Raw genomic sequence first — 21,779 nt, 5'->3', positions numbered from 1 at the left:
TTTCATCCCGAACGATTGCAGTCGGTTCGTGTTTTTCTCTTGGATTAAACAACGTCGTCGGAGCCGTCGCCTCTCCGAGGACATACCAGCGGAGTGGTCGGACATTCTTCACACGAATGTTCCGTCACTTCAATGGCTTTCCAAAACGGATCGAGATTGGCTCAACCGTTGGATGCAGGTCTTCATCCCGGAAAAATACTGGGAAGGACTCGACGGGCTGACTATCTCGACGGAAATCCAAGTGACGATTGCCGCTCAAATTGGAGTGGTCGTGCTTGGTTTTCGGACCGATTACCTCGATCGGTTGCGAACGATTCTCGTTCATCCGCACAGTCAAGCTCTTCCCCGAGAATCGCGACACCATGGTGTCGTCACCGAGCAGCTGAGTGTCGTCCACGGCGAGGCATTGATGGGCGGCCCGGTCCGATATGTTTGGCCACTCGTCTTGCATGGCAGTCGTGAACCCGGCGACGGACAAAACGTGGTCTATCATGAAATTGCTCACGTGCTCGATATGCTCGACGGCTTCATCGACGGCACGCCCCCGCTGACTTCCGCCTCTGCATATCGCAATTGGGAAACGATTTTGCAAACGGAGTACGACCGTCTAGTTCGTGCTGTCGAACACGGTTTCGGGACGTTTCTGGACCCGTATGCGGCGACGAATCGCGGCGAGTTCTTTGCGGTTTCCACGGAGACGTTTTTCGAGTGTCCTCATGCGTTCATGCGACACCACCCCGAATGGTACGCGTGTCTTCGAGAGTTCTATAAACAGGACCCGAGTGAACGTATACCGGTTTCATCCGAGAAAATTTATTGAAATCTCACAGTCGCCCGGAGGATGGTTGCTCTTTTCAACAGACTGGATTCTAATAAGATAAACGGTCGCTGATTAGTGAGCCGTAGACGCTCGCTTTGTTTACCTATCGAGTTACCGTACTCGACCAATTCGAAAGTCGATTGATGAACGATACACCAACCTCCGCTTCCGTCGAGCGTCGTGATTTCCTCAAAAGCACCGCTTTGGGGGGAGCCGCGATCGTCCTTCCGGGAGCCTTCGTATCCGCCGCCGAGAAAGATTCCGACAGCGAACGAGTCGTCGTGGGTGTAATGGGGCTATCTCGTGGTCGCTCTCTGGCAACGACCTTCGCGCGACAACCGAATGTCACCGTGAAATACCTGTGCGATGTCGACGAAACCCGTCGCGCAAGCTGCATGGACTTGATCAGCAAAATGGACGGCCAAGAGCCGGAATCCATCGGCGATTTCCGCAAGATTCTCGACGATCCCGAAGTTGACGCCCTGGTTTGTGCCGCGCCGAACCACTGGCACGCCCCCGCAACCATTCTCGGATGTCAAGCTGGCAAGCATGTTTACGTTGAAAAGCCATGCAGCCATAATCCTCGTGAAGGGGAATTGATGATCGAAGCTGCTCGCAAACACAAGCGAGCCGTCCAAATGGGAACGCAACGTCGTAGTGGAATCGGCATCACGGAAGCGATGAAAGCGATTCATTCGGGAGCCATCGGCGACGTCTACTATTCTCGCGGTTGGTACGCCAACATTCGGGGATCAATCGGTGTCGGCCAACCCGCGGAAGTACCAGCCCAATTGGACTTCGAACTGTGGCAAGGACCTGCCCCGCGCGTGCAATACATTGACAATCTCGTGCACTACAACTGGCACTGGCGTTGGGACTGGGGCAACGGCGAACTCGGTAATAACGGAGTTCACGCACTGGACCTCTGTCGTTGGGGACTCGGTGTCGAATATCCCACGCGGGTCACGTCGTCTGGCGGACGGTATGCGTTCGATGACGATCAACAAACACCAGACACCCACATTGTCAACTTTGAGTTCCCCGGTGGCAAACAAGCCATGTGGGAAGGCTTGTCCTGTAACCGCATGGGCGTCAATCGATCTGGATTCGGCGTGACCTTCCACGGACAAGACGGCACAATTGAACTCACCGATGGTGGCTTCGTTCAATACGACAAGCGTGGAAAAGAGTTGAAAAAAGTGGGTGGCAACCGTGGAGACAACGAGCACATCGCCAACTTCGTCTCCGCGATCCGCCAGGACGATCCATCGATCTTGAATCAAGGGATCGAATCGGCTCACAAAAGTACGCTGCTATGTCACTTGGGGAATATCGCCCACCGCACCGGACGGGCCCTCAATTGCTCTCCAGAGAACGGGCACATTCAAGGGGACAAAGAAGCCGCTAGCCTCTGGGCTCGCGAATACGCTAACGGTTGGGAACCGACCGTCTAACTTTTGATTGCGAACCGTTCTGCACTTTTTGCTGAAGCGCTCAATAATGCGATACACAAGACACACCGGGTGTTGGCTGGTTGTTTCCATCTTCCTGGCAACGCTCGGCAGTCATGTCGCAGCGAGTTCGCCGCCGAATATTTTGTTCGCAATTGCCGACGATTGGTCCTACGGACATGCCAGTGCGTACGGTTGCAACTGGGTGAAAACTCCCGGTTTCGATCGCGTGGCCCATCGCGGCATTCTTTTCACACACGCCTATACGCCCAACGCCAAGTGTGCCCCCTCAAGAGCTTGCATCTTGACGGGTCGCAATTCCTGGCAGTTGGAAGAGGCAGCTAACCACTGGTGTGATTTCCCGGCCAAGTTCAAAGGATTCATGGAATCCCTGGCTGAAAACGGTTATTCCACTGGGTCCACCGGCAAAGGGTGGGGGCCAGGCATCGCCAAAGATGCCAACGGCAGACACCGTCTGATGACCGGTCCGAAGTTCAGCAAACGCAAGGCGAAACCGCCCGCCCGATCAATTTCCAACAATGATTACGCGGGCAACTTTGCGGATTTCCTGGCACAAACACCATCCGAAAAACCATGGATTTTTTGGTACGGTGCCACCGAACCCCATCGTGGATACGAGTACGGAAGCGGCCAACGACACGGGAAATCCATTGATGACATCGAACACGTTCCCGCCTATTGGCCAGATAACGAAACCGTTCGGAACGACATGCTCGATTACGCCGTCGAGGTGGAGCATTTCGACGCACACTTGGTGAGAATCCTCAACCTCCTCGAAGAACAAAACCAACTTGAGAACACGCTAGTCGTCGTGACATCCGACCACGGCATGCCCTTTCCAAGGGTCAAAGGTCAGGCATATGACGACTCCAATCGCATCCCGCTGGCAATGTGTTGGCCGAAGGGAATCAAAGGCAAAGGCCGAAAGGTCGACGATTACATAAGCTTCATCGACCTCGCCCCAACCTTCTTGGAAGTCGCCGGCATCTCTTGGGAAGACAGTCAAATGGCGAAGCTGACGGGACACAGCCTCAGCGACGTTTTTCAATCCGATCAGTCCGGGAAAATCAATCCCAACCGCGATCATGTCCTCATCGGCAAAGAACGACACGATATCGGTCGACCAAACGATTGGGGCTATCCGATTCGCGGCATCATCCGCGACGAAAAACTCTACATCAGGAATTTCGAAGCCGACCGTTGGCCAGCAGGCAATCCCGAAACCGGATACCTCAACTGCGACGGTGGCCCCACAAAAACAGAAGTCCTCGACGCGCGGCGAAAACACAACGACGACCTCTGGTGGAAAATGTGCTTCGGGCACCGCCCCACGGAGGAACTGTACGATGTCTACACGGACCCGGATTGCGTCAAGAATCTCTCCAATGTTCCTTCGTTTCAATCCGTGAAGAATGAGCTGACCGACGAACTTCTCCGACGATTGAAAGAGCAAAACGATCCTCGCGTGCTTGGCAACGGGGAAATCTTCGATCGCTACCTCTACGCCAGTCCCGGCGGACGTAACTTTCACCAACGCTTCCGAGATGGCGAGAAACTCAACGCAGGATGGGTCAACGCGTCCGATTTTGAAAAAGAAGCACCGACCTCAAAATCGAAGAATCCGTAAAGAACACCAGCGTTATGGATCCGTGAAATCGAAGACCGTGCGATTCAGGTGGTCTCCCTAAATCGCACGGTCGTGGCACCACCAGTTCGCAACGAGATCTTCACTAACGCAGCAATCGTCCCCCTTGCCGACAACAACTTTTCGACATTGGCAATGCCTGACTGACATCGGCACGCGTGACCGAATCCTGATCGATTACATTTGCAAACCGTTGAAAAAGGGATTTTGTATCCCCCCACCCACATTCCCAGTCCCCTACGTCACCGATCGCACCGATTTAATCGCCCCAATCCAACCGTTCCCTGGTTCCTTCACATTTCCCAGGAACCCATTTCGCGATCAGTATTGATTTCAGCGAACCGACCCACTAAAAGAGTAACTTGATGTGTAACCCGTGCGAAAAGCACAACACATCAACCAAACGGGACGTGGCGCAGCCTGGTAGCGCGCTTGACTGGGGGTCAAGAGGTCGCAGGTTCAAATCCTGTCGTCCCGACTTAACGCAAACCAATGCAAGATAATAGTTTACGACGAGGCCGCGAAAGCGGCTTTTTTTGTTTTACGGACTCGGTGATACCTTTTTGGCGAAATTCGATCCGTAGATGGCGATTTGCCCGTTGCGTACATCCTCTTGCCTGACATGTCGCAATGTCACTCTTTTCTGTCGGTGACAAGCTACGAATTCCCCGGATTTCGATCCCCAGAGCTGATACTCTCTCCGGCAGCAAGCTATTCGATTGTCTGCCCGGACGCGGCCGATTAGATGCCTGGTCTTTGCGACCAGCGTTTTTAGTTTCCCCCCAGTTCAAGATCCTCTGGATCGAGTATTTTTGCGGGGACGTGCTTGGTCACCGTAGCCGGGTTCGAGTCGGGTGGGTGATGTCGGCTGGGAACTGTGGGAGATGATTGACCGCATCGCACGCGGTGGCGACTATGGTCGAAGCGTCACGGAACGTCCGCAGGCGGTGCGTCCGGAAAGCCCCCGCGGACCGACGCCAATTCTGCGTCCGGCGGTCGCCCATTCGCATGTCGAATCGCATTCGATCACCAGCGGGGCCGTTTACCGCAGCGACCGCCTGCCGCAGCTCCGCGACGCATACATCTACAGTGACTATGTCACCGGCAAACTTTGGTGATTTTGTCACCAAAACGGTCAGGTGACTGAGCGACAGGAAATAGCAGACTCTTCACTTGCAATCATCACCTTCGGTGAAACTCTCGTGGGGGAGTTGTCCATCGTTGGCTACGACGGCACCGATGCCAAACTCGTATCGACTGGTGGAACGGAAAAAAACGATTATCGTGTCGATGAGTCGATACCCAGGGGCCGTCAACAGCAGACGTGGCGGTTCGCGAGTCGGGCGGAATGCCTTGTCTGCCACACGACCTGCAGCGGTTCGATTCAAGGCTTCCGTGTCGAGCAGCTTGATCGACCGGTCGGCTCCGGTCAAAATCAATTGACGCATTTCGTCGAGATGGGGCTGTTCGATGGCCCCGACTCTCTACTTGCGAAGCTCAAGGTCCAGCCGCAAAGGTCCAGCCGCATCCGCTGACCGATCCGTCGGACACCAGTGCTGATCTGCCTGCCCAAACGCGGTCCTACCTAGCCTTGAACTGTGCTCATTGCCACATCCGTGGCGGCGGAGGGACGGCGAATTTTGAAGTGCGTCGCGACTTGCCGATGGAGAGAACAGGCCTTGTCGGCGAACGCCCGACACAGGGAAAATTCGAGCTATTCGCTGCGGAAATCGTGGCGGTCGGCGGTCCCGACCGCAGCGTCCTGTTCTATCGAATGGCAACGCTCGCCTGCAGCCGCATTCTGCACATCGGCTCATGTGTCATTGACGCAGCGATCTGGGAGCGGGACGACGCGAACTTTGCCCCCTTGGCTTCGCGAATGAAGAGCTAATGTCGGTCAAAGCCAACGTCTTTCACGCGTAACCGCACCGGCCTTGTATGACGTTTCTGTTCGTGGCCTCGCAGCTTTGATGAGAATGGGATCGGCGGCGAAATCAGACCGGTCCTTACGCACGCATTCGCAGGCTTCCTCCCCACGGTCGGTCGCCCTTCCGCAGTTGCCCTCACCTCGTACTTTGTCGATCGGAGCGATCATTGGGTATACTGAGCTCCTCAAGACTCCCAATCTCGTACAAGGGACTTGCACCCCATAGAATCACGCCCATGCCGGGCGTACACAAAGCGATGAACGCGGAGCCGCCGAAAGCGCGATTTCAAATGGAAGATCAACCGCGGCGGCCCGGTTATCGCAATCGTTATCTGGCAAGATCAGCGTCGTACAGAGCATGGGCACGATCTTCACATACATCGCCGATGTCATCTTGCCCCAACGCTTACTTTGGGGGATATGGATCGAGGAGTGAGTGTTGCGATTTGGTTGGTGACGGCTTGCGGGGCCGACGTTTGCGATCAGGTGGTAGAGGTGGTGTCTTTGGTTTGGTAGTCAAAGGGTCAAAGAATCGCATGTTCTTGCCGACACGGTCGTAGTCACCAAGATCAGATCGCATTTCTTCCGCTAGTCCTAGCAATTGTTGAACCACCTGGGGATGTTCGGCGGCGACATTCGTTGTTTCACCAATATCGTTTTCGAGGTCCACTAGGAACGGCTTGTCGAAGCCGATTCGATCCGCCGGTGCGATATGTGTATTACGACTAAAGGGCGCCGCCCCGACCGGTTCCTTTTCTCGCGGCAGATGCAGCTTCCATTTCCCTTGGCGAACAGCTTGAAGATGGACGCGAAGATAGTAGAAGAATGTTTTCTCACGGTTGGCTTGTTCGAACTTACCGTGAAAGAGATGTGTGATGTCTTCGCCATCGATCACGCGGTCGGTTGGTATCTCCGCCCCGGCGAGATTCGCAAATGTTGGCAGGATGTCTAATGTGCTTGCCAATTGATGACACGTTAATCCCTTAGGAACACGTCCGGGTCCCCATAGAATGGCAGGCACACGCACACCACCTTCGAATGTCGAAACTTTCCCGCTTCGCAACGGTCCTGCCGATCCCCCATGATCGCCTTTCAGATGTCCATCGGCGTGTTTCCGATTCTTGATTAGCCACGGCCCGTTGTCGCTCGTAAAAAGAACATATGTGTTATCTGCTAGTCCGAGGTCGTCGATCGCATCAAGAAGTCGCCCCACATTGAAGTCGATTTCCTCAATGACATCACCATAGATTCCACGGGGACTTTTCCCTTTGAACTTTGCAGACGCTGCCAACTTCGTATGTGGCATTGTATGGGGAAGGTAAACGAAGAAAGGCTGCTTCTGGTTCCTAGTCATGAATGCGATTGCCTCATCGGTATAACGCTGAGTCAGCGTCGCCAACGGTGTCGACTTCTCAATCAACTCTTCGTTTCGATAGAGATTGGCAATTCGGTCATTGCTTGTTGGTGTTCCAAAGAAATAGTCGAAGCCTTGCCGAGTGGGAAAGAGGTCAATGTGGAAGTCAGTCTGTGAGTGCTTCGCAAGATCCCACTTGCCGAAGCAGGCGGTTTGATAGCCTTTCGACTTTAGAACTTCCGCAATTGTTACTTCGTCCTCGTGAAGAATCGGGTGTATCTGCTTGATATTCCCCCGCTCGGCAACACGCATTGGATAGCAGCCAGTCATCAACGCCGCACGAGATGGCCCACAGATCGGCTGGGCGTAGAAACTCGTGAATCTCATGCCTTGCTTGGCCATCTCATCCAAACGCGGTGTCCGGATATCAGGCGAACCGAAACAACCAACATCTTGATAGCCCTGGTCGTCCGTGAAAATGATCACGAAATTCGGTCGAGCATCGTTCGCAACTGAATTGGCACTCCATGAAATGAGTGTAGTGATCACAATGGCAATGAGTCGACACCCGCTATTGAGAGTCGATTTGGTCCCGAAAGTACGATTCATTGCGTGACCTTCAGTGCAAAGAATAGTGACAGAGTCAGGCGATAATGTCGTGGATCACATGACCATGCACATCGGTCAGCCGCATGTCGCGACCGCTAAAGCGGAAGGTCGAACGTGTGTGATCAACGCCGAGAAGATGCAGCATGGTGGCATGGAGGTCGTGGATTTCGACGCGATCTTGAATCGCTTTGTATCCCCATTCGTCAGTCGCTCCGTAGATCATGCCCGGTTTCACGCCTCCGCCGGCTAGCCAGACGGTGAATCCATATTGATTGTGGTCGCGACCGTTCTTCCCTTGGGCGAATGGCGTCCGTCCAAACTCACCTGCCCAGACAACGAGCGTGTCGTCGAGCAGACCGCGTTGTCGGAGATCCTTCAAGAGTGCGGCAATGGGTTGATCTACCGCACGCGCATTGTTCTCGTGACCGGACTTCAAGTTCGAGTGTTGATCCCAACGATCCCCACCAACTTTTGGACAAGTCAACTCGATGAAACGAACACCCTGCTCGATCATTCGGCGAGCAATCAAACACTGGGCGGCATAGATTCGTGTTGGCTCGAAATTGGATTCCATCCCATACATTTGTTGTAAGTGCTGAGGTTCTTTCGCTAGTGACATCACTTCAGGAACTGCCATTTGCATTGCATAGGCTAGCTCATAGTTTTTGATTGCAGACTCTAGACTATCGTGTTTCCCAAATTGCTTCGTTGCGAGTCCATCGAGTTGATTGATGAGATCGAGTTTCGCGCGTTGTTTGACCGGTGTTGTTTCGGTCGGTTTGATGTTTGCGACACCGGTTCCGGATGGTTTGAAGACTGAGCCTTGATAACTCGCCGGCAGAAACCCACTCCCGAAACAGTCGAGTCCACCTGGCGGAATAAGTCCGCCGTTAAGAACGACGAAACCGGGCAGATTTTGGCATTCACTTCCTAAACCGTAGTTCACCCAAGCGCCCATACTCGGCCGCCCTTGCAAGCCGCTACCGGTGTGTAAGAAGTAATTCGCGAAGGTGTGCTCCGGGAAGTTTGACGTCATCGAGCGTACGACGGCTAATTCATCGACACATTCCGCCACGTGGGGAAAAAGTTCGCTTACCGGGATACCCGACTCACCATGCTGCCGGAACTTCCAAGGACTGGCAAGCACCGTGCCGTTATTGTTGAACTGGGTCGGCTCGACATCGAAAAGGTTTCCGGGGTCCTTGCCATTGTATTTGTCGAGCATTGGCTTGGGATCGAACGTATCGACTTGGGACGGTCCACCGTCCATATAGAGAAAAATGACGTTCTTCGCTCGAACCTTATGGTGCGGGCCGTGCCCAGCATGACCCGGTCCCGATGTTGATTGATCACCAGCGAACGTCGGATCAGATTGCAACGCCGCCAGGGCGAGCGCGCCAAATCCACCGGCACACGTTGCCAGCATTTCGCGGCGTGTTGTGGGTCGTGATTGGTAGCGTTGGCAGGGGTATGGGTTTGGTGTGTTCATCGGAGAAAAATAAACTCCTTTGTATTGACCAGCACATGAGCAAGGTCGGCCCAGAGGTCCGAGTCGTCAGGCGTCACATTCCGCTCCGCCGCCTGAGACTGAAGAAAATTGAGGGCTGTCTCACGTTCCTGTGTGGTTGGGTATCTACCGAAACCAGAAAGATACAGCCAGTTGATTCGCTGAGCGGCTGCATCTTCGCTGGCCCCTGCTGTTTGCTCTAACGCTCTCTGCCCCCATTCGCGGGATAACTCCACTACCAGGGGATCGTTCAGAAGTATTAAAGCTTGTGCTGGCACATTTGAAACATTTCGCCGTCCCATCGAACTGAAGGGATTCGGCGTGTCGAATGTTAGCATCATTGGCGACAAGAAATTGCGACGCACCGCAATATAGATTGAACGTCGTCCGGCCCCATCCAATGGTCCACTTTGATTCGGACGACCGCGACCGTCCATAAATGGTGTGAGGTGAATCGGAATTGGCGGACCGAACTGAGTTTCATCCAGACGGCCCGACAATGCGAGTAGCGAATCCCGAATAACCTCCCCTTCCAACCGTTGAGGCGGTCGGTAATGCCAAAGCTGATTTTTGGGGTCGGCTGCGATGGCATGGGGGTCAGCGTGACTCGACATTTGGTACGCTCGTGACAGGACGACGTACTTGATCATCTGTTTGAGACTCTGGCCATCCTTGCGAAGTCGTGTGGCGAGGTGGTCGAGCAATTTAGGATGCGTCGGTCGTTGGCCGAGAAATCCGAAGTCATCGACGGTGGGAACAATCCCCCGCCCCATCAAGTGATGCCAAATGCGATTGACAATTACTCGCGATGTCAGCGGATTCGTTGGGGCATTGATCAGCCGGGCAAGTTTCAATCGGCCACTTCCCGATTCGATCTCCAGGGGTTCATCGCCGGAGATTGCCGTCAGAAAATGACGCGGTTCGATATCACCTGGTTTCGAGGAGTTCCCACGAATGAAGATATGTGCGTCTTCTCCGGTTCCATCCATCATCGCCGGTGCCACGTGCGACTTCCGCAAAATTTGTCGACTGATCTTCTCACGTTCGTCAGTCCAGGCACGGAGGATACGATTTGCGACCACACTGCCTTTCGTTTCGGAATCGGCTTTCTGGAACACAATGTGATCGACCCCGATATTCCCCCAACCGCCTTGGTGATTGTCGACAACCTGAATCATCGCCTTTTTGCCTTGATACGGCCGCACGTCCCAACGGTGAACCGACATCTGGTTGTTGTTGCGTCCCGTGGCCGTCAATTCGACTTCGTCGTCAATGACCAAGTTAACGCACGTCTTTCCCTGATGACTTCCGCCACCCACGAGGAATTCAATCGTGTCGAAGTCGATCGTGAATTCCGTCGAAGTCAGCGTTCCCGTCAGCCGATCCCCTTTGCGAACGTCGCCCCCGGGGCGAATGTTGTGCGAATTGACGAAGTATTTCCCGCGGCCGTTGATACGTCCCTGGTACGGAGCGATCGTTTCCAGCGTTTGTGGGATCGCCCCGAACGCCTCGCCGGTGGCTGTCCAACCGTCGTAGTTTCCGGATTCGAAGTCAGCGAAGATGCGTTCCTCAACTTGAACCTTGCTGTTCAAGACAGCTTCAGCAGCCTGGGCATATTCAACATGAGGTTTGTCCAACACGGTCAGTTTTCGGTCAATCTCCGCCCGTCCCGCCGCATCCAATCCCTGTGTGATCATCCGGACGGACAACTGAGCGTTCTTCGCCGGAACAAATTCCAGATGAATTCGATGACCGACATATCGTGAGAGATTCAGATTGACCCAATGCGTGCCGGGTTTGATGGGCCGGATTGTCTCTTTGTGAAGTGGACCAGCGACGAGGCGATGTGAATCCACGCAAGCGAAAACGTGCCCTTCCCCTTCGACAAGGCAACTCACAGCCCCATCTTTCAGTTCAAACGTAGGCGACCGCAGGGTGCGACCGCTTTTTGGAAGTTTCGCAATCGTGCTTCTATTGTGAACCGACCCTGCTGTGATTGACTCCAGTCCCGACCAGATCGGATCGTTCACAGCGGATGCAAACTTGGCAATTTCGACCGAACCACTTTGAGCCGTGGGATATGCGAAGCCCTCTCGTCGCGGTGACGATCCGAAGATGAAGCCATCCTGTCGAAATTCGGTTTGAGGAATGGTTCCGTAATCGACAACAATTGCTTCGTCATCGAGATAGCTCGTTTGCTTTGGTCGTGAAATCCCCTGGTTATCAAGAAACTTGGCAATCTGACGCTGATATTTCGCATCAACCTCCGCAAGACGTTCGGCCAAGCGGCGATTGTGGGCCGCCGTTTCAAACCGAACTTGGCGATAATCGCTGCTTTGAAGAAATCCCGTTAGCGAATAGTAATCCGCCGTTGAAATGGCATCGAACTTGTGATCGTGGCACCGAGCACAGGCTACAGTTACACCTAGAAAAGTCTTCGACATCACGTCGAGCATGTTGTCAAAACGATCGGCCTCATCCTTGCGAACATCAACGGGTGAGTGTACCCATTCGCCGAGATGCCAGAATCCTGTGCCCAGCACCGATTCGTTGAACTTTTCCGTCGGGTGCAGTCGCGGTTTGGGCAGCAAGTCCCCTGCGATATGCTCGCGGACAAACTGATCATACGGGACATCGGCATTCAATGCCCGAATCACATAGTCCCGATATTGAAACGCATTCGGCGTATCATTGTCGAATTCATGCCCCCGCGATTCCGCATATCGCACGAGATCTAACCAATGTCGAGCCCACCGTTCACCGAAATGCGGAGAACTCAGTAACTCATCGACAACTTTCTCGACCGCTCCATCGCTCTCGTCCGCAAGAAATGATTGTACCTGGGCGGGCGTTGGCGGAAGCCCGATCAAATCGAAATAAAGTCGTCGCAACAAAGCAGTTCGGTCCGCATCACCAGACGGCCTGAGACCGGCCTCTTCGAGACGTGCCAGAATGAAACGATCAATGTTGTTCCGGGGCCAATTGTCTTGCTGAACCAAAGGGGCTTTTGGATCGGTAATTGGCTGCCAAACCCAGAACTCGGCTTTGCGTTGAGCGAGGTCAAATTCTTCGATGGTCGCCTCGGCGGTCGGTGCTGGTTCGTCCGGCCAAGGGGCCCCCATGTTGATCCACCGCACAAGAATTTCGATCTCGCGATCCGGTAGTTTGCCTTTGGGCGGCATCTCGTAGGATTCGTAGCGTACCGCTTCGATCAGCAAACTGTTGTCGGCATCCCCGGGAACAATGGCCGCTCCTGAATCCCCGCCCCGCAAATGAGCTTCGCGACGATCGAGCAATAGTGAACCTTCCACACGTTTGGCATCGGCACTGTGACACTGATAGCAGTGCTTCGCCAGCAACGGCCGAACTTCCTTCTCGAAGAACTCCAGTTGTTGAGCGGTCGCGGCTTGTTCGTCTGCGTGGACCGACTTCGGACCGACCAGCCCAAAAACGCCGGATGCCAAAACCAATGTGAGAAGGGTTGGGAAATTTGTCATAGCGGTTATCGGAGGGATAAACTGCGGCAATTGAGACAAGCACCTAGCCTGCAAATCAATTATCGCACCGACATGGCCGCTGTCGAGTATAGAATGCGACACGGGATTAATGATTTGCGACACTTCGATGCTGCGCGGAACTGATGATTGCAACTCGGCAAACTGCATTTTTGCCGGGGTGACATACGACGGTTCCGAGTGTTCACGGCATCGTCGGAAAATTCTACGACACGAATACCAGAAATGCCACAACGCGGCGGTTGTCCCGCCTTAACCACGTTTCTTCAGATGACCGGAAAGTCCGGGAATGCCAATCAAAACTGGCCACGATGAGTCCATGAAAGTCCGTGTCGCATACTTTCGACTCCAACCGCCAGCCGGTTTCGTGTGCTGGGATGTCATCCATGTTCCAGTCGAGTTCAGCACACACTCGATACATTGGATGCGTGCTTCGTGATCACCGATCTTACACGTAGAACTCTTCCAATGGCCCCCGGTGCATGGATTCGTCCAGGTTCGGATCGAGCGAGCCGAATTCGTCGCGTGGAAGTCCAGCCGCGTGAAGGAATGTGTGGTACAGGGCATTGATGGTCCGATGCCCGTCGGTGCCGTAGTCAGGATATTGCAGATATCGCCCAGCTCGCAGACGCCCATTCGCGTTGCCAAGCACAACGAACGGCCACTCAAAACACCGGCTATGATGGGTTTCCGCTCCATCGCTAAGATAGACAATCACCGTGCGATCGAGCATGGTGCCATCGCCTTCCGGCATCGAAGCGAGCTTTTTCATCGTGCGGTTAATGAGCTGAAAGTGAAACGCCCGAATCTTCTGTGACTGCTCCCAAGCCGTGCGGTCGTCTTCGATGTAAAGACCATGACCAATCGGGTGTTTGCCGGTTTGGATTCCGAGTCCAGTGAATGTAATGTTGAAGTTAGGAAAGCCGACACCCGACGCAATTGTGGCACAATTGGTCATCCCACCAATGAGTGCCGCTGTGGCCAACTCGAAGTGCGCATCGAGTCGATCCGTCTCGACCGTTGAGGAGAATTTGTCCGTACGCTCCGGGACGACACTCTCCAACGTCTCACGTGATTCCACCAGGCGTTTGGACGTTGCATCAAGCCCCTCGTAAGCCGAGAGGTATGCATCCATTTTCGCTTTTTCCACCGAACCAAGTTCCCGTCGCGCTCGCTTGATGTCATCTTTGATATAGTCAAGCACATTAGCACGAGCCCGGAACGAAGACTTTGCCCTGCCTTCAGCGATGCTCCCGAAAAGTCGTGTGTAAGCGATATCAGGATGAAGCAACGTCGCGAGACTGCGACCACGAGCGGCGGCTGAGCAGTTGAAATCCACCGCTTTCCGCACATCACTCGAAATGCCCAAGACGAGATTTTCAAAAATACCGGGGTATGCTTGCCCCAACACCGCATCAATTGTGGGTGCCAGAATGCTGCGGCCGGAATTCGCGTGATAGGCACCGAGTGCGCCGTGATCACTCGAATGCCCCCCCGAACACATCCGCCCAGAAAGCCCTTGCACAATCGTCAGCTGATCCCGAAAGTCTTCAATCGGTTTCAGTGCCGTTGGCAACGTTGTGTCGTGCAACGAGTGTTCTACAAACTTTGTGCGTTCTTCGCGTTCCACAAACGGAATGCCGTCTGGGCACACCTGACGCGGCGGCACACTGTTGCCTTCTAGAACAAACAAGAACCGCAAGGGCGGCGTGTCGCCGTCGGCTCCCATGGCGATCCGATTCAGCATGGGAACGAGTACAGGCGCACTTGCTCCTAGCGTCAGATTCTTGATGAAATGACGGCGATTGAGCGTTGATTGGTTTGTCATATCGGTTCGGTTCCTGATGGATTGACTAGGACCGCTCGTTTGTGGCTGCGGCTGTTTCCGGTGAAACAGTCACGCGACGATAAAGGAAAGAATCGGACGTCAATAGCGAGGTGACTAATGCTTTGAAACTGCCGCCGTGCTCGCGATATGCCCGATGCGCATCGATGAGTGTCGGTGCGTCATCCAGGGTCTCATTGCGACCCAGGAAATAGCGAAAGACGTGCCGCACAAAAACTTGTTCCACATGCTGGGACGCCGCAAAACGCTCCATCATCTCAAAAGGATCAGACACCGGGCCGTCCACCTCGGGCACTCCGACGGTGACCATGCCTGTGGTGTCGACCGGACGGTCAAGCTCCTCTTCCCGCCAACGACCGAAGTCATCGAATTGTTCAAAAGGCAGCCCCAGCGGGTCCATCTTTTGATGACAATTCCAACAGTAACCCGCACTCGTCACTTGTTTCATCTTTTCACGCAACGTGAGATGGGGATCGGTCGGTAATTTGGCGTCCACACCAATGGGCGTGTCGGGAACTGTGCCGCCGAGTAATTTCATCTGCACCCACCGGCCGCGTTGAATCGCCTGATTCTTTTCGTTGTCCGAGAACGCCAACAACCAAGCGGGATGGGTCAGCATACCGGACCGACGACCGATCTTGGGTTTCAGCGGTTGCTGTTTTTCCCATTCCCAGTTGCTCGGGAAACCATAATCAGGCAGAAGATCCCGGCGGAACCGTCTTTCGGTGGGCGCGTTCATTCGTTGAAGTCCCTTCGAGACGACGAACAACGTATCTTCGGTGAGTAGTCGACGAAGAACCTGTTGGTCATCCTCCAGAATGTTCAAGACAAACTCGTCGGCGTCTTCCAACCGCTCTCGGGCAAAGATCGCATTGGCCCGGCGGCGATCTTTGAACACCGCCCGCGCTTTGGGGTACTCGAAATACTCTTGAAAGAATCGTAGCAACCGCGGTGATGTCGTCTCGAAATCAGCGAGTAAACGCTCGACTTCACGTCGGACATCGGCACGCGTCGCGAGATTCCCCGATGTCGCGGCCTTGTCGAGTTTGGCATCGGGGACGTGGTCAGTCAGAGCGTACGCAATCGCATGCTTCAATTCGTAGGGCGAGAGGAACACACGACCGAACTCATCGGGCTTTCCATCACCAACCTCGAACCGATACACGGCTTCCGGCTTCAATAGCACGGCGGTGAAAACGGATTGCAAGGCAGCATCGAGCCCTGCTTGCTTCTCGGTCTTCCGTGCCAGTGCCAACAAGCCTTCGGTTTCATCTTTTTGGGGATTACGTCGCAACGCTAGACGCAATTGCATTGAGATCAATTGCCGCCAATCACGATCGCTTCGTTCCGTTTTGTTCCGAAACCTCCGCACATGAGGATTGAGACGCGGAGAATCAGGAAGCGTCTGGAATCCGGCGATCTCCCAACAGACATTGAACAGCAACTCCGTCGTCGCCGCCTCGAATGCGTGGGTGGCTGCATTGTCACGAAACGCGTGCGGCGGTGTCATGTACGCGAAGGCCGGATGGAGACCATCGCCCCCCTGGTTTGGCCGAACCACGAGCATCCGCATTCGCGAAACGTCGTTCGCTCGCTGCATAAAGATGTGAGGACTCAGTCGCCACAACCGCGCTGGGGTCGCCGCCCGACGGACATCCGGTTCGGTGAAGAGTGCTTGATGATCGACCAAGTTCCCCCAACCGGGTTCTAGCAGTTTATTCTCAGCGTCCGAACGCGTCTTGAGAGTTGCCGTCAGTTTTGCGAGAAAACTCGCTCGAACTTTCTCACTCGGTTGCGGCTCATCGACGGGGGGCATCTCCTGATTCGCAACCACCTCATGCAGTCGTTGCAGCAACACGGAATCGGCTGCCGATGGGTTCTCGGCAACGTGTTGCAAATTGAGTTTCCCCATCAACAATTCGGCGTTATGACAGACAACACAATGCTCTGCAACGAATGTGCCAAGCTCCGACTTCGGCGTCTCTGTGGCAAAGACAGTCGTGCCGCACAGAATCGCACCGAGGGAAACTAGCCACCGGAGATTGTGAGAATAGGACATCGTTTGCATAGTTTTCTGATGGCGATCAAGGTTTGATGGAAAGCGGTTTGACGGCCAAGCCGTACATGATTGTCAGAGCATCGCCATCGTCGGCTCGTGCTGAGCCGAGTTCGACCACGCCCGCATCCGCGACCCGCCGCCACACTGCGGCGATCAAGTACGGCTCTCCCTTTTGAATCAGCACGCCCGGCTCATCCGCAAATTGCGGATGCCATGGCCCGACACGAAGTCGAACGCCGGTGTCGGTGAATTCCGACTTCAGCCAATTCGGAGCATCCTCGCGAACATCCCGAAGAACGAAAATTTCCGCGGAACTCCGAAGCTCCAAACGTAATCGGTAATTCCGTTTCCAGCGAAACTGGTGATAGGTCCGAATCAAGTCCGCCCCCTCCAAGAACGCCGGAAACTTGCCGCCCTCGACGGCCCACCACGCGGGACGCGGTTTGTCCGTGTAAGCCACGGCTCCGGATCGCATTCCGCCCTGCACCAAACCGTAGAAGGGATGGAGTTTCTCCGTTCCAAGATTATCTTGGATCGTAGCGACCACGCCGGCATACGGTTGCGATGAAATCCCGGCGGCTTTCGCTGCGAGCGCGACTTCCCGCCACTGCCGCAGTCCTGCCAAAGCGGAGAAGCGGGCTGCTTGTCCTTCCGTCAATCGTACCGTTGGACGTTGTTCCGTCGCCCCGTCGGCACATCGCGGACGAAGTTCCACTTCACCAGAGAACACCGCAACACGACACTCCCCTCCAGCGTCCGCTTCGATGCCAAACCGCGTGCCCAGATCGATCACGTCACCGGCATCTGTTCGCACGGTGAAGCCCTGCCCTCGTTGGCCGACGTCGGCATTTAAACGACCACTCAACAAACGAAGTTGCATGGAATCGATCAGTATCCCGGCAAACGGGGCGATCATTTCCAGTCGCACACCGGATTCAAGCTCAACTTCCAACCGGCCTGATTGCAAAGCGATGCGGCCAAGATCAATCGACTCACCCGCCGTAATCTGGTTGGTGTGACCTTCCAAAACAAGATTGTCAGCATCGACGACAATTGCTCGAACGGTGCTTGAAGTGTCGGTCCGCCAGAAGACGGCCACACCAAGAAGCACCATCGCAACCGAAACCAGCATCAACTTCAGAACCGTCAGATTCGTCGATTGCCGAGGACGTGGCGTCACCACCGCATCGTTCCGCTGGGCGACAGCTCCTTCGGTCTCTCGGGCCCGATTCACCAAAGCGTCATCAAGCAAGAAATACTTAACGTGAAGTTCCACAAGCTCAGGATTCGCCCGCATGAGCGTCTCGAGTTCTTGCGATTCCGCGGCGGTCGCAAGTCCCTCCGCATGGCGTCCGATCAACTCCAAAGCCTGTTGAGTGATGTTGTTCATGCGAGTTCCTCCCGTGCCAACTGCCGCTGCATACACTCCATCAGTGCTACACGAATCCGATGAAGCGTCTTATAGAGCGCCATCGGTGTGCGTCCCCGCAGCTTGGCGAGTTCGTCGATCCGCGCCCCAGTCACGTAGGCTTGGTCCACCAACTCTCGTTGATCGGAAGACAGCTTGGCAAGACATTCGTCCAACGCCTCCTGTCGACGGTCTGAATGCCGCGTTTGCACATTCACTTGCTGCTCGATCAATGCCTGCACATCTTCGGCGAATATATGCCGATCCCGACCCTGATCTCGATAAAACTCTCGCACTTGCATTCGGGCCACTCCGAACGCCCAGCTTCTGAACTCCACGGGCGGATTTTGGGAATCGAATTTTCGCCAAAGGACCGCCGCCACATCTTGCATGACTTCGGTCGAATCCTCACGCGACACCATTAGTGCTCGCACGTACCCGCGCAAAGCCTGCTCGTGCTCCAGAAAGAGCCTCAGAAAGACTTCTTGTTCATTCGACTTCGAGTTTGCCATACAAGAACCCGCCAAGACCCTCACCGATTTGCCGCTCTTTTTCCGATAAAGATCATTTTTTTTCGGAAATTGAACATTTCGGCAAGGACTCACGTCGTTCGGCAAGCGAGCCCATTCGGCTTCACGCGGCGACTCACCCTGGGAACGCGATTAGTCCGGTTCCGACGGCGATGATTCCTCGAACGCTTGGATGGCGTTGAAAATGCCTTGCCATGTGTATTCGGTGGCAACCGTGGCGACGGGAAGACCGACTTCCGCAGCCGCCGATGCCGTCACAGGACTAATGGCGGCAAGTCGAATTCGATTCCCAAGATGCTGCTCCGCCGTTTTGCCAAGGATGTCTCGAAGATTGCGGGCGATGGACGGACTGCTCAGGCCAATCCAATCGATTCCACCGGCTTCCAGCAACGCTTGTTCGGCTTCGGGGAATGTGGTGGCATCGTGGTTGTGGTAGACGACCAGTTTTTCCACGGTCGCACCGATTGCGGTCAATTCGTCGATCAGTACTTCCCGTCCGCGATTCGCCCCCGCCCACAACACCCGCTGCCCGGCGGCGAGCGGCTTCAAGGACTCAGCGAGAGCTTCGGCCCGGTATTCCTCAGGAACGACATCGGCTCGCAAGTGGTACGCTTCGAGGCTTCCCGCCGTCGATGGACCGATTGCAGCGATCTTGACGTTCGCCAATCGTCGAGAATCGTAACCAAGCTGCCAAAGTCGGTCGAGATACGATTGCACGCCATTTGTGCTCGTGAAGATGAGCCAATCAAACTTGTCAATTCGGGCGATTGTGTCGTCAACGGTTTGCCAATTTTCCGGCGATGTGATTTCAATTGTCGGCAGCAAGACAGGCCGCGCCCCGAGTGCGAGACACTGACTGATTTGTTCTTTGGTTTGACCGATTGGCCGGGTAATGCCAATGGATTTCCCGAACAACGGCTTCCGTTCAAACCAAGCAATTTGCTCGCGTTGGGAAACGCACTCGCCAACAATGATCAACGACGGTGCTTGCAGCATCGCTGCCGCGACGGTTTCCGGTAAGTCTTGGAGAGGAGCCGTCACCGTTCGTTGCAGTGGGGTTGTGGCGCGACTAATGACACACGCGGGCGTCGCCGGATCTTTACCGGCTTCAATAAGAGCCGCCGCGATTTTCGGTAGCCGGTGCAACCCCATGTAAAACACGAGTGTTCCACGAAAGGCCGCGAGCTGATTGTAGTCGAGTGAGGACTCCGACTTTGTCGGATCTTCATGACCGGTAATGAACGCGACAGCGGAAGCAAGATTGCGATGAGTCAACGAGATGCCGGCGTACTCACCCGCTGCGACGGCAGCGGTCACTCCTGGTACGACTTCAAACGGAATGCCCTCCGCCGCAAGTGCCGCAGCTTCTTCGCTGCCGCGACCAAAGATAAACGGATCGCCGCCTTTGAGTCGCACAACCGTATGACCCGCTTTCGCGGCGTCGATCAGTCGCTGATTAATCTCGGCTTGATCGATCCGCCGCCCATCCGGGCCCATCGCTCGACTTGTTCGTTCGGCGGATGCTCGTGTGTGCCGAAGAATCAGCGGATTCACCAAGCCATCGTACAAGACAACATCCGCCTGCCGCAGACACTCGACCCCTCGCAACGAGATCAAACCTGGATCACCGGAACCGGCTCCAACGAGATAGACAGTACCAGGGTTCGTCATAAAACTAGAGTTTGAGGGGTAAAGTTATAGTAACTAAGAACTTGGTCCGGGCCTGATCGCTCGACGACTATTCGCCTTCCGGCTTCGCGATGTCTGCAATCCGAAGATTACGGAAATCAAGATTTGTCGTTGGGTCGTGTCCCTGAAGACTGATATGGCCTGGCTCGGTTCGGAGCCCGCGACGGGGGTTCTCATCGGGTTTGCGGTCGTCAGTCCAGGCGACGACAGGTTCACCGTTCACCCAAGTGGCAATGTTCGGCCCTACGGCAACTAGAGTCAGATAAGTCCACTCTTTGTCATTCGAGACAACCTTACGAGCCTTCACACGCCGATAAATACCACCGGTGCCGAAGTCAGCAGGCTTCGTGCGATCGTCATCTTCGTACGCATTTTGAACCTGGTATTCATAGCCGTTGGCTGGGTCTTTTTCGGTGCCCGGCATGGCTCGAAAGAAGATCCCACTGTTGAGGGCGTCGCCATGAGTCATGACCTCCCCTTGCAGGACAAAGTCACCCCATGTCTTTTCCGTCTCTAAATACCCCCGCCCATTAGTGACGTGAATCATGCCGTCTTGCAGTTTGAACTCACTCTGCGATCCAGGCACTTCCCGCCAACCGTCAAGAGTATCTCCAGTGACAAGGGGTTCAAGGTCTAGGGGTTTGAGGGAAACATTTTTGAACTCAATTTTTCCTGCGTTCTTCTGGAGACCGATGAAGCCGCTGGCTCGGGAATTCTGGCTTTCATCCTCGAAACTCAAAACCTGCTTGCCATTCCAACTTGCGGTAATTTGATTTCCATGACAGCGGACTTCGACGGACTGCCACTCACCATCGCCGGACACAGGTTCTGAAGGCTGGACACGCCCCACGAGACTCGCGGTTTTAAACTCATCGTGGGTATCGCAGAAGTTGAGTTCATAGCAGTCGACAGCCGGGTCCTTCGGGTTGCGTTCACTCCTCAGGAACACACCGCTGTTTCCGCCGGTTTCGAGTTTGTACTGAAACTGCAATTCAAAGTCGCCGAACGGCACATGAGTGAATAACAAACTTTTGCCACCCTCGCTTCCGACAATGACACCATCCTTCACTTCCCACTTGACGGCATCATCGGCGTCCGCATCATTGGCTTGCCACCCAAACAGCGACTCCCCATCAAACAACTTCACCCAGCCTTCCGTGATTTGCTCATCAGTCAATGGTTCAACAGTTTTCGTTGGCTGTTCATTAACGGAATCTGATTGTCGAGTCTCTTGGGATGAGTTTCCGCATCCCGCAGACAACGCAAGAACAAACAGCACAGAACTTCGCAGGAATGGGTAAGTCATAGGGGGAATTTCAAGAATAGTCATTGAGGGAAATTGGGAGTTGCGTGTAAAACGAGAGTTTCAATCGGAATCTCAGTGTTGGAATCCGAAGC

15 protein-coding genes and 1 tRNA gene are annotated in these 21,779 nt (G+C 54.6%); 6 read left to right on the top strand and 10 right to left on the bottom strand.

Annotated features, from left to right (window positions below; translation table 11 throughout):
• Positions 1-28: 28 nt before the first annotated feature.
• From G6R38_RS07435 to G6R38_RS07415, 5 genes are all read left to right on the top strand, one after another.
• Positions 29-820: a M90 family metallopeptidase gene (locus G6R38_RS07435; protein WP_166822233.1), complete on the top strand. Its 792-nt coding sequence runs from the start codon at positions 29-31 to the stop codon at positions 818-820.
• Positions 821-963: 143 nt separating this feature from the next.
• Positions 964-2,274 (top strand): Gfo/Idh/MocA family oxidoreductase, encoded by a 1,311-nt coding sequence (locus G6R38_RS07430; RefSeq protein ID WP_166822230.1) that lies wholly within the window; start codon positions 964-966, stop codon positions 2,272-2,274.
• 46 nt (positions 2,275-2,320) lie between these two features.
• Complete coding sequence (locus G6R38_RS07425) at positions 2,321-3,919, top strand: sulfatase family protein (protein WP_166822227.1); 1,599 nt, start codon at positions 2,321-2,323, stop codon at positions 3,917-3,919.
• A gap of 422 nt (positions 3,920-4,341) precedes the next feature.
• Positions 4,342-4,415, top strand: a tRNA-Pro gene (locus G6R38_RS07420).
• Between the two features lie 406 nt (positions 4,416-4,821).
• Complete coding sequence (locus G6R38_RS07415; RefSeq protein ID WP_166822224.1) at positions 4,822-5,055, top strand: hypothetical protein; 234 nt, start codon at positions 4,822-4,824, stop codon at positions 5,053-5,055.
• Between the two features lie 51 nt (positions 5,056-5,106).
• Here G6R38_RS07415 and G6R38_RS07410 read toward each other — a convergent pair whose 3' ends face one another.
• Positions 5,107-5,385 carry a hypothetical protein gene (locus G6R38_RS07410; RefSeq protein ID WP_166822221.1) on the bottom strand — a complete coding sequence of 93 codons (279 nt, stop codon included), beginning with the start codon at positions 5,383-5,385 and terminating at the stop codon, positions 5,107-5,109.
• A gap of 215 nt (positions 5,386-5,600) precedes the next feature.
• Between G6R38_RS07410 and G6R38_RS07405 the strand changes: the two genes are divergently transcribed.
• A complete protein-coding gene (locus G6R38_RS07405) occupies positions 5,601-5,828 on the top strand; it encodes a hypothetical protein (protein ID WP_166822218.1) in 228 nt (75 codons plus the stop codon).
• Between the two features lie 442 nt (positions 5,829-6,270).
• Here the strand turns inward: G6R38_RS07405 and G6R38_RS07400 are convergent, their stop codons facing one another.
• The 9 genes from G6R38_RS07400 to G6R38_RS07355 form a co-directional block, all read right to left on the bottom strand.
• Positions 6,271-7,827 (bottom strand): sulfatase family protein, encoded by a 1,557-nt coding sequence (locus G6R38_RS07400; protein WP_166822215.1) that lies wholly within the window; start codon positions 7,825-7,827, stop codon positions 6,271-6,273.
• Positions 7,828-7,861: 34 nt separating this feature from the next.
• Positions 7,862-9,253, bottom strand: a complete 1,392-nt coding sequence (locus G6R38_RS07395; RefSeq protein ID WP_166824027.1) for a DUF1501 domain-containing protein — start codon at positions 9,251-9,253, stop codon at positions 7,862-7,864.
• Between the two features lie 59 nt (positions 9,254-9,312).
• Positions 9,313-12,831 carry a PSD1 and planctomycete cytochrome C domain-containing protein gene (locus G6R38_RS27820; protein ID WP_206028496.1) on the bottom strand — a complete coding sequence of 1,173 codons (3,519 nt, stop codon included), beginning with the start codon at positions 12,829-12,831 and terminating at the stop codon, positions 9,313-9,315.
• Positions 12,832-13,297: 466 nt separating this feature from the next.
• Positions 13,298-14,677, bottom strand: a complete 1,380-nt coding sequence (locus G6R38_RS07380; RefSeq protein ID WP_166822212.1) for a DUF1552 domain-containing protein — start codon at positions 14,675-14,677, stop codon at positions 13,298-13,300.
• Between the two features lie 25 nt (positions 14,678-14,702).
• Entirely contained in the window at positions 14,703-16,754 is a 2,052-nt protein-coding gene (locus tag G6R38_RS07375) for a DUF1588 domain-containing protein (protein WP_166822209.1), read from the bottom strand.
• Between the two features lie 25 nt (positions 16,755-16,779).
• Positions 16,780-18,144 (bottom strand): FecR domain-containing protein, encoded by a 1,365-nt coding sequence (locus G6R38_RS07370; protein ID WP_166822205.1) that lies wholly within the window; start codon positions 18,142-18,144, stop codon positions 16,780-16,782.
• Positions 18,141-18,674: a sigma-70 family RNA polymerase sigma factor gene (locus tag G6R38_RS07365; protein ID WP_166822202.1), complete on the bottom strand. Its 534-nt coding sequence runs from the start codon at positions 18,672-18,674 to the stop codon at positions 18,141-18,143. The genes G6R38_RS07370 and G6R38_RS07365 overlap by 4 nt, the downstream gene beginning before the upstream one ends.
• A gap of 150 nt (positions 18,675-18,824) precedes the next feature.
• Entirely contained in the window at positions 18,825-20,363 is a 1,539-nt protein-coding gene (gene cobA / locus G6R38_RS07360; protein WP_166822200.1) for a uroporphyrinogen-III C-methyltransferase, read from the bottom strand.
• A 67-nt stretch (positions 20,364-20,430) separates the two neighbouring features.
• The gene (locus tag G6R38_RS07355; protein WP_166822198.1) at positions 20,431-21,687 is read right to left on the bottom strand and encodes a 3-keto-disaccharide hydrolase; all 1,257 of its coding nucleotides are present in this window, start codon (positions 21,685-21,687) and stop codon (positions 20,431-20,433) included.
• Positions 21,688-21,779: the final 92 nt, after the last annotated feature.

Origin of the sequence: Thalassoroseus pseudoceratinae, assembly GCF_011634775.1 — a bacterium.
In the GTDB taxonomy this organism is placed as follows: Bacteria; Planctomycetota; Planctomycetia; order Planctomycetales; family Planctomycetaceae; genus Thalassoroseus; species Thalassoroseus pseudoceratinae.
This window is presented reverse-complemented; position numbering and strand designations above follow the sequence as displayed.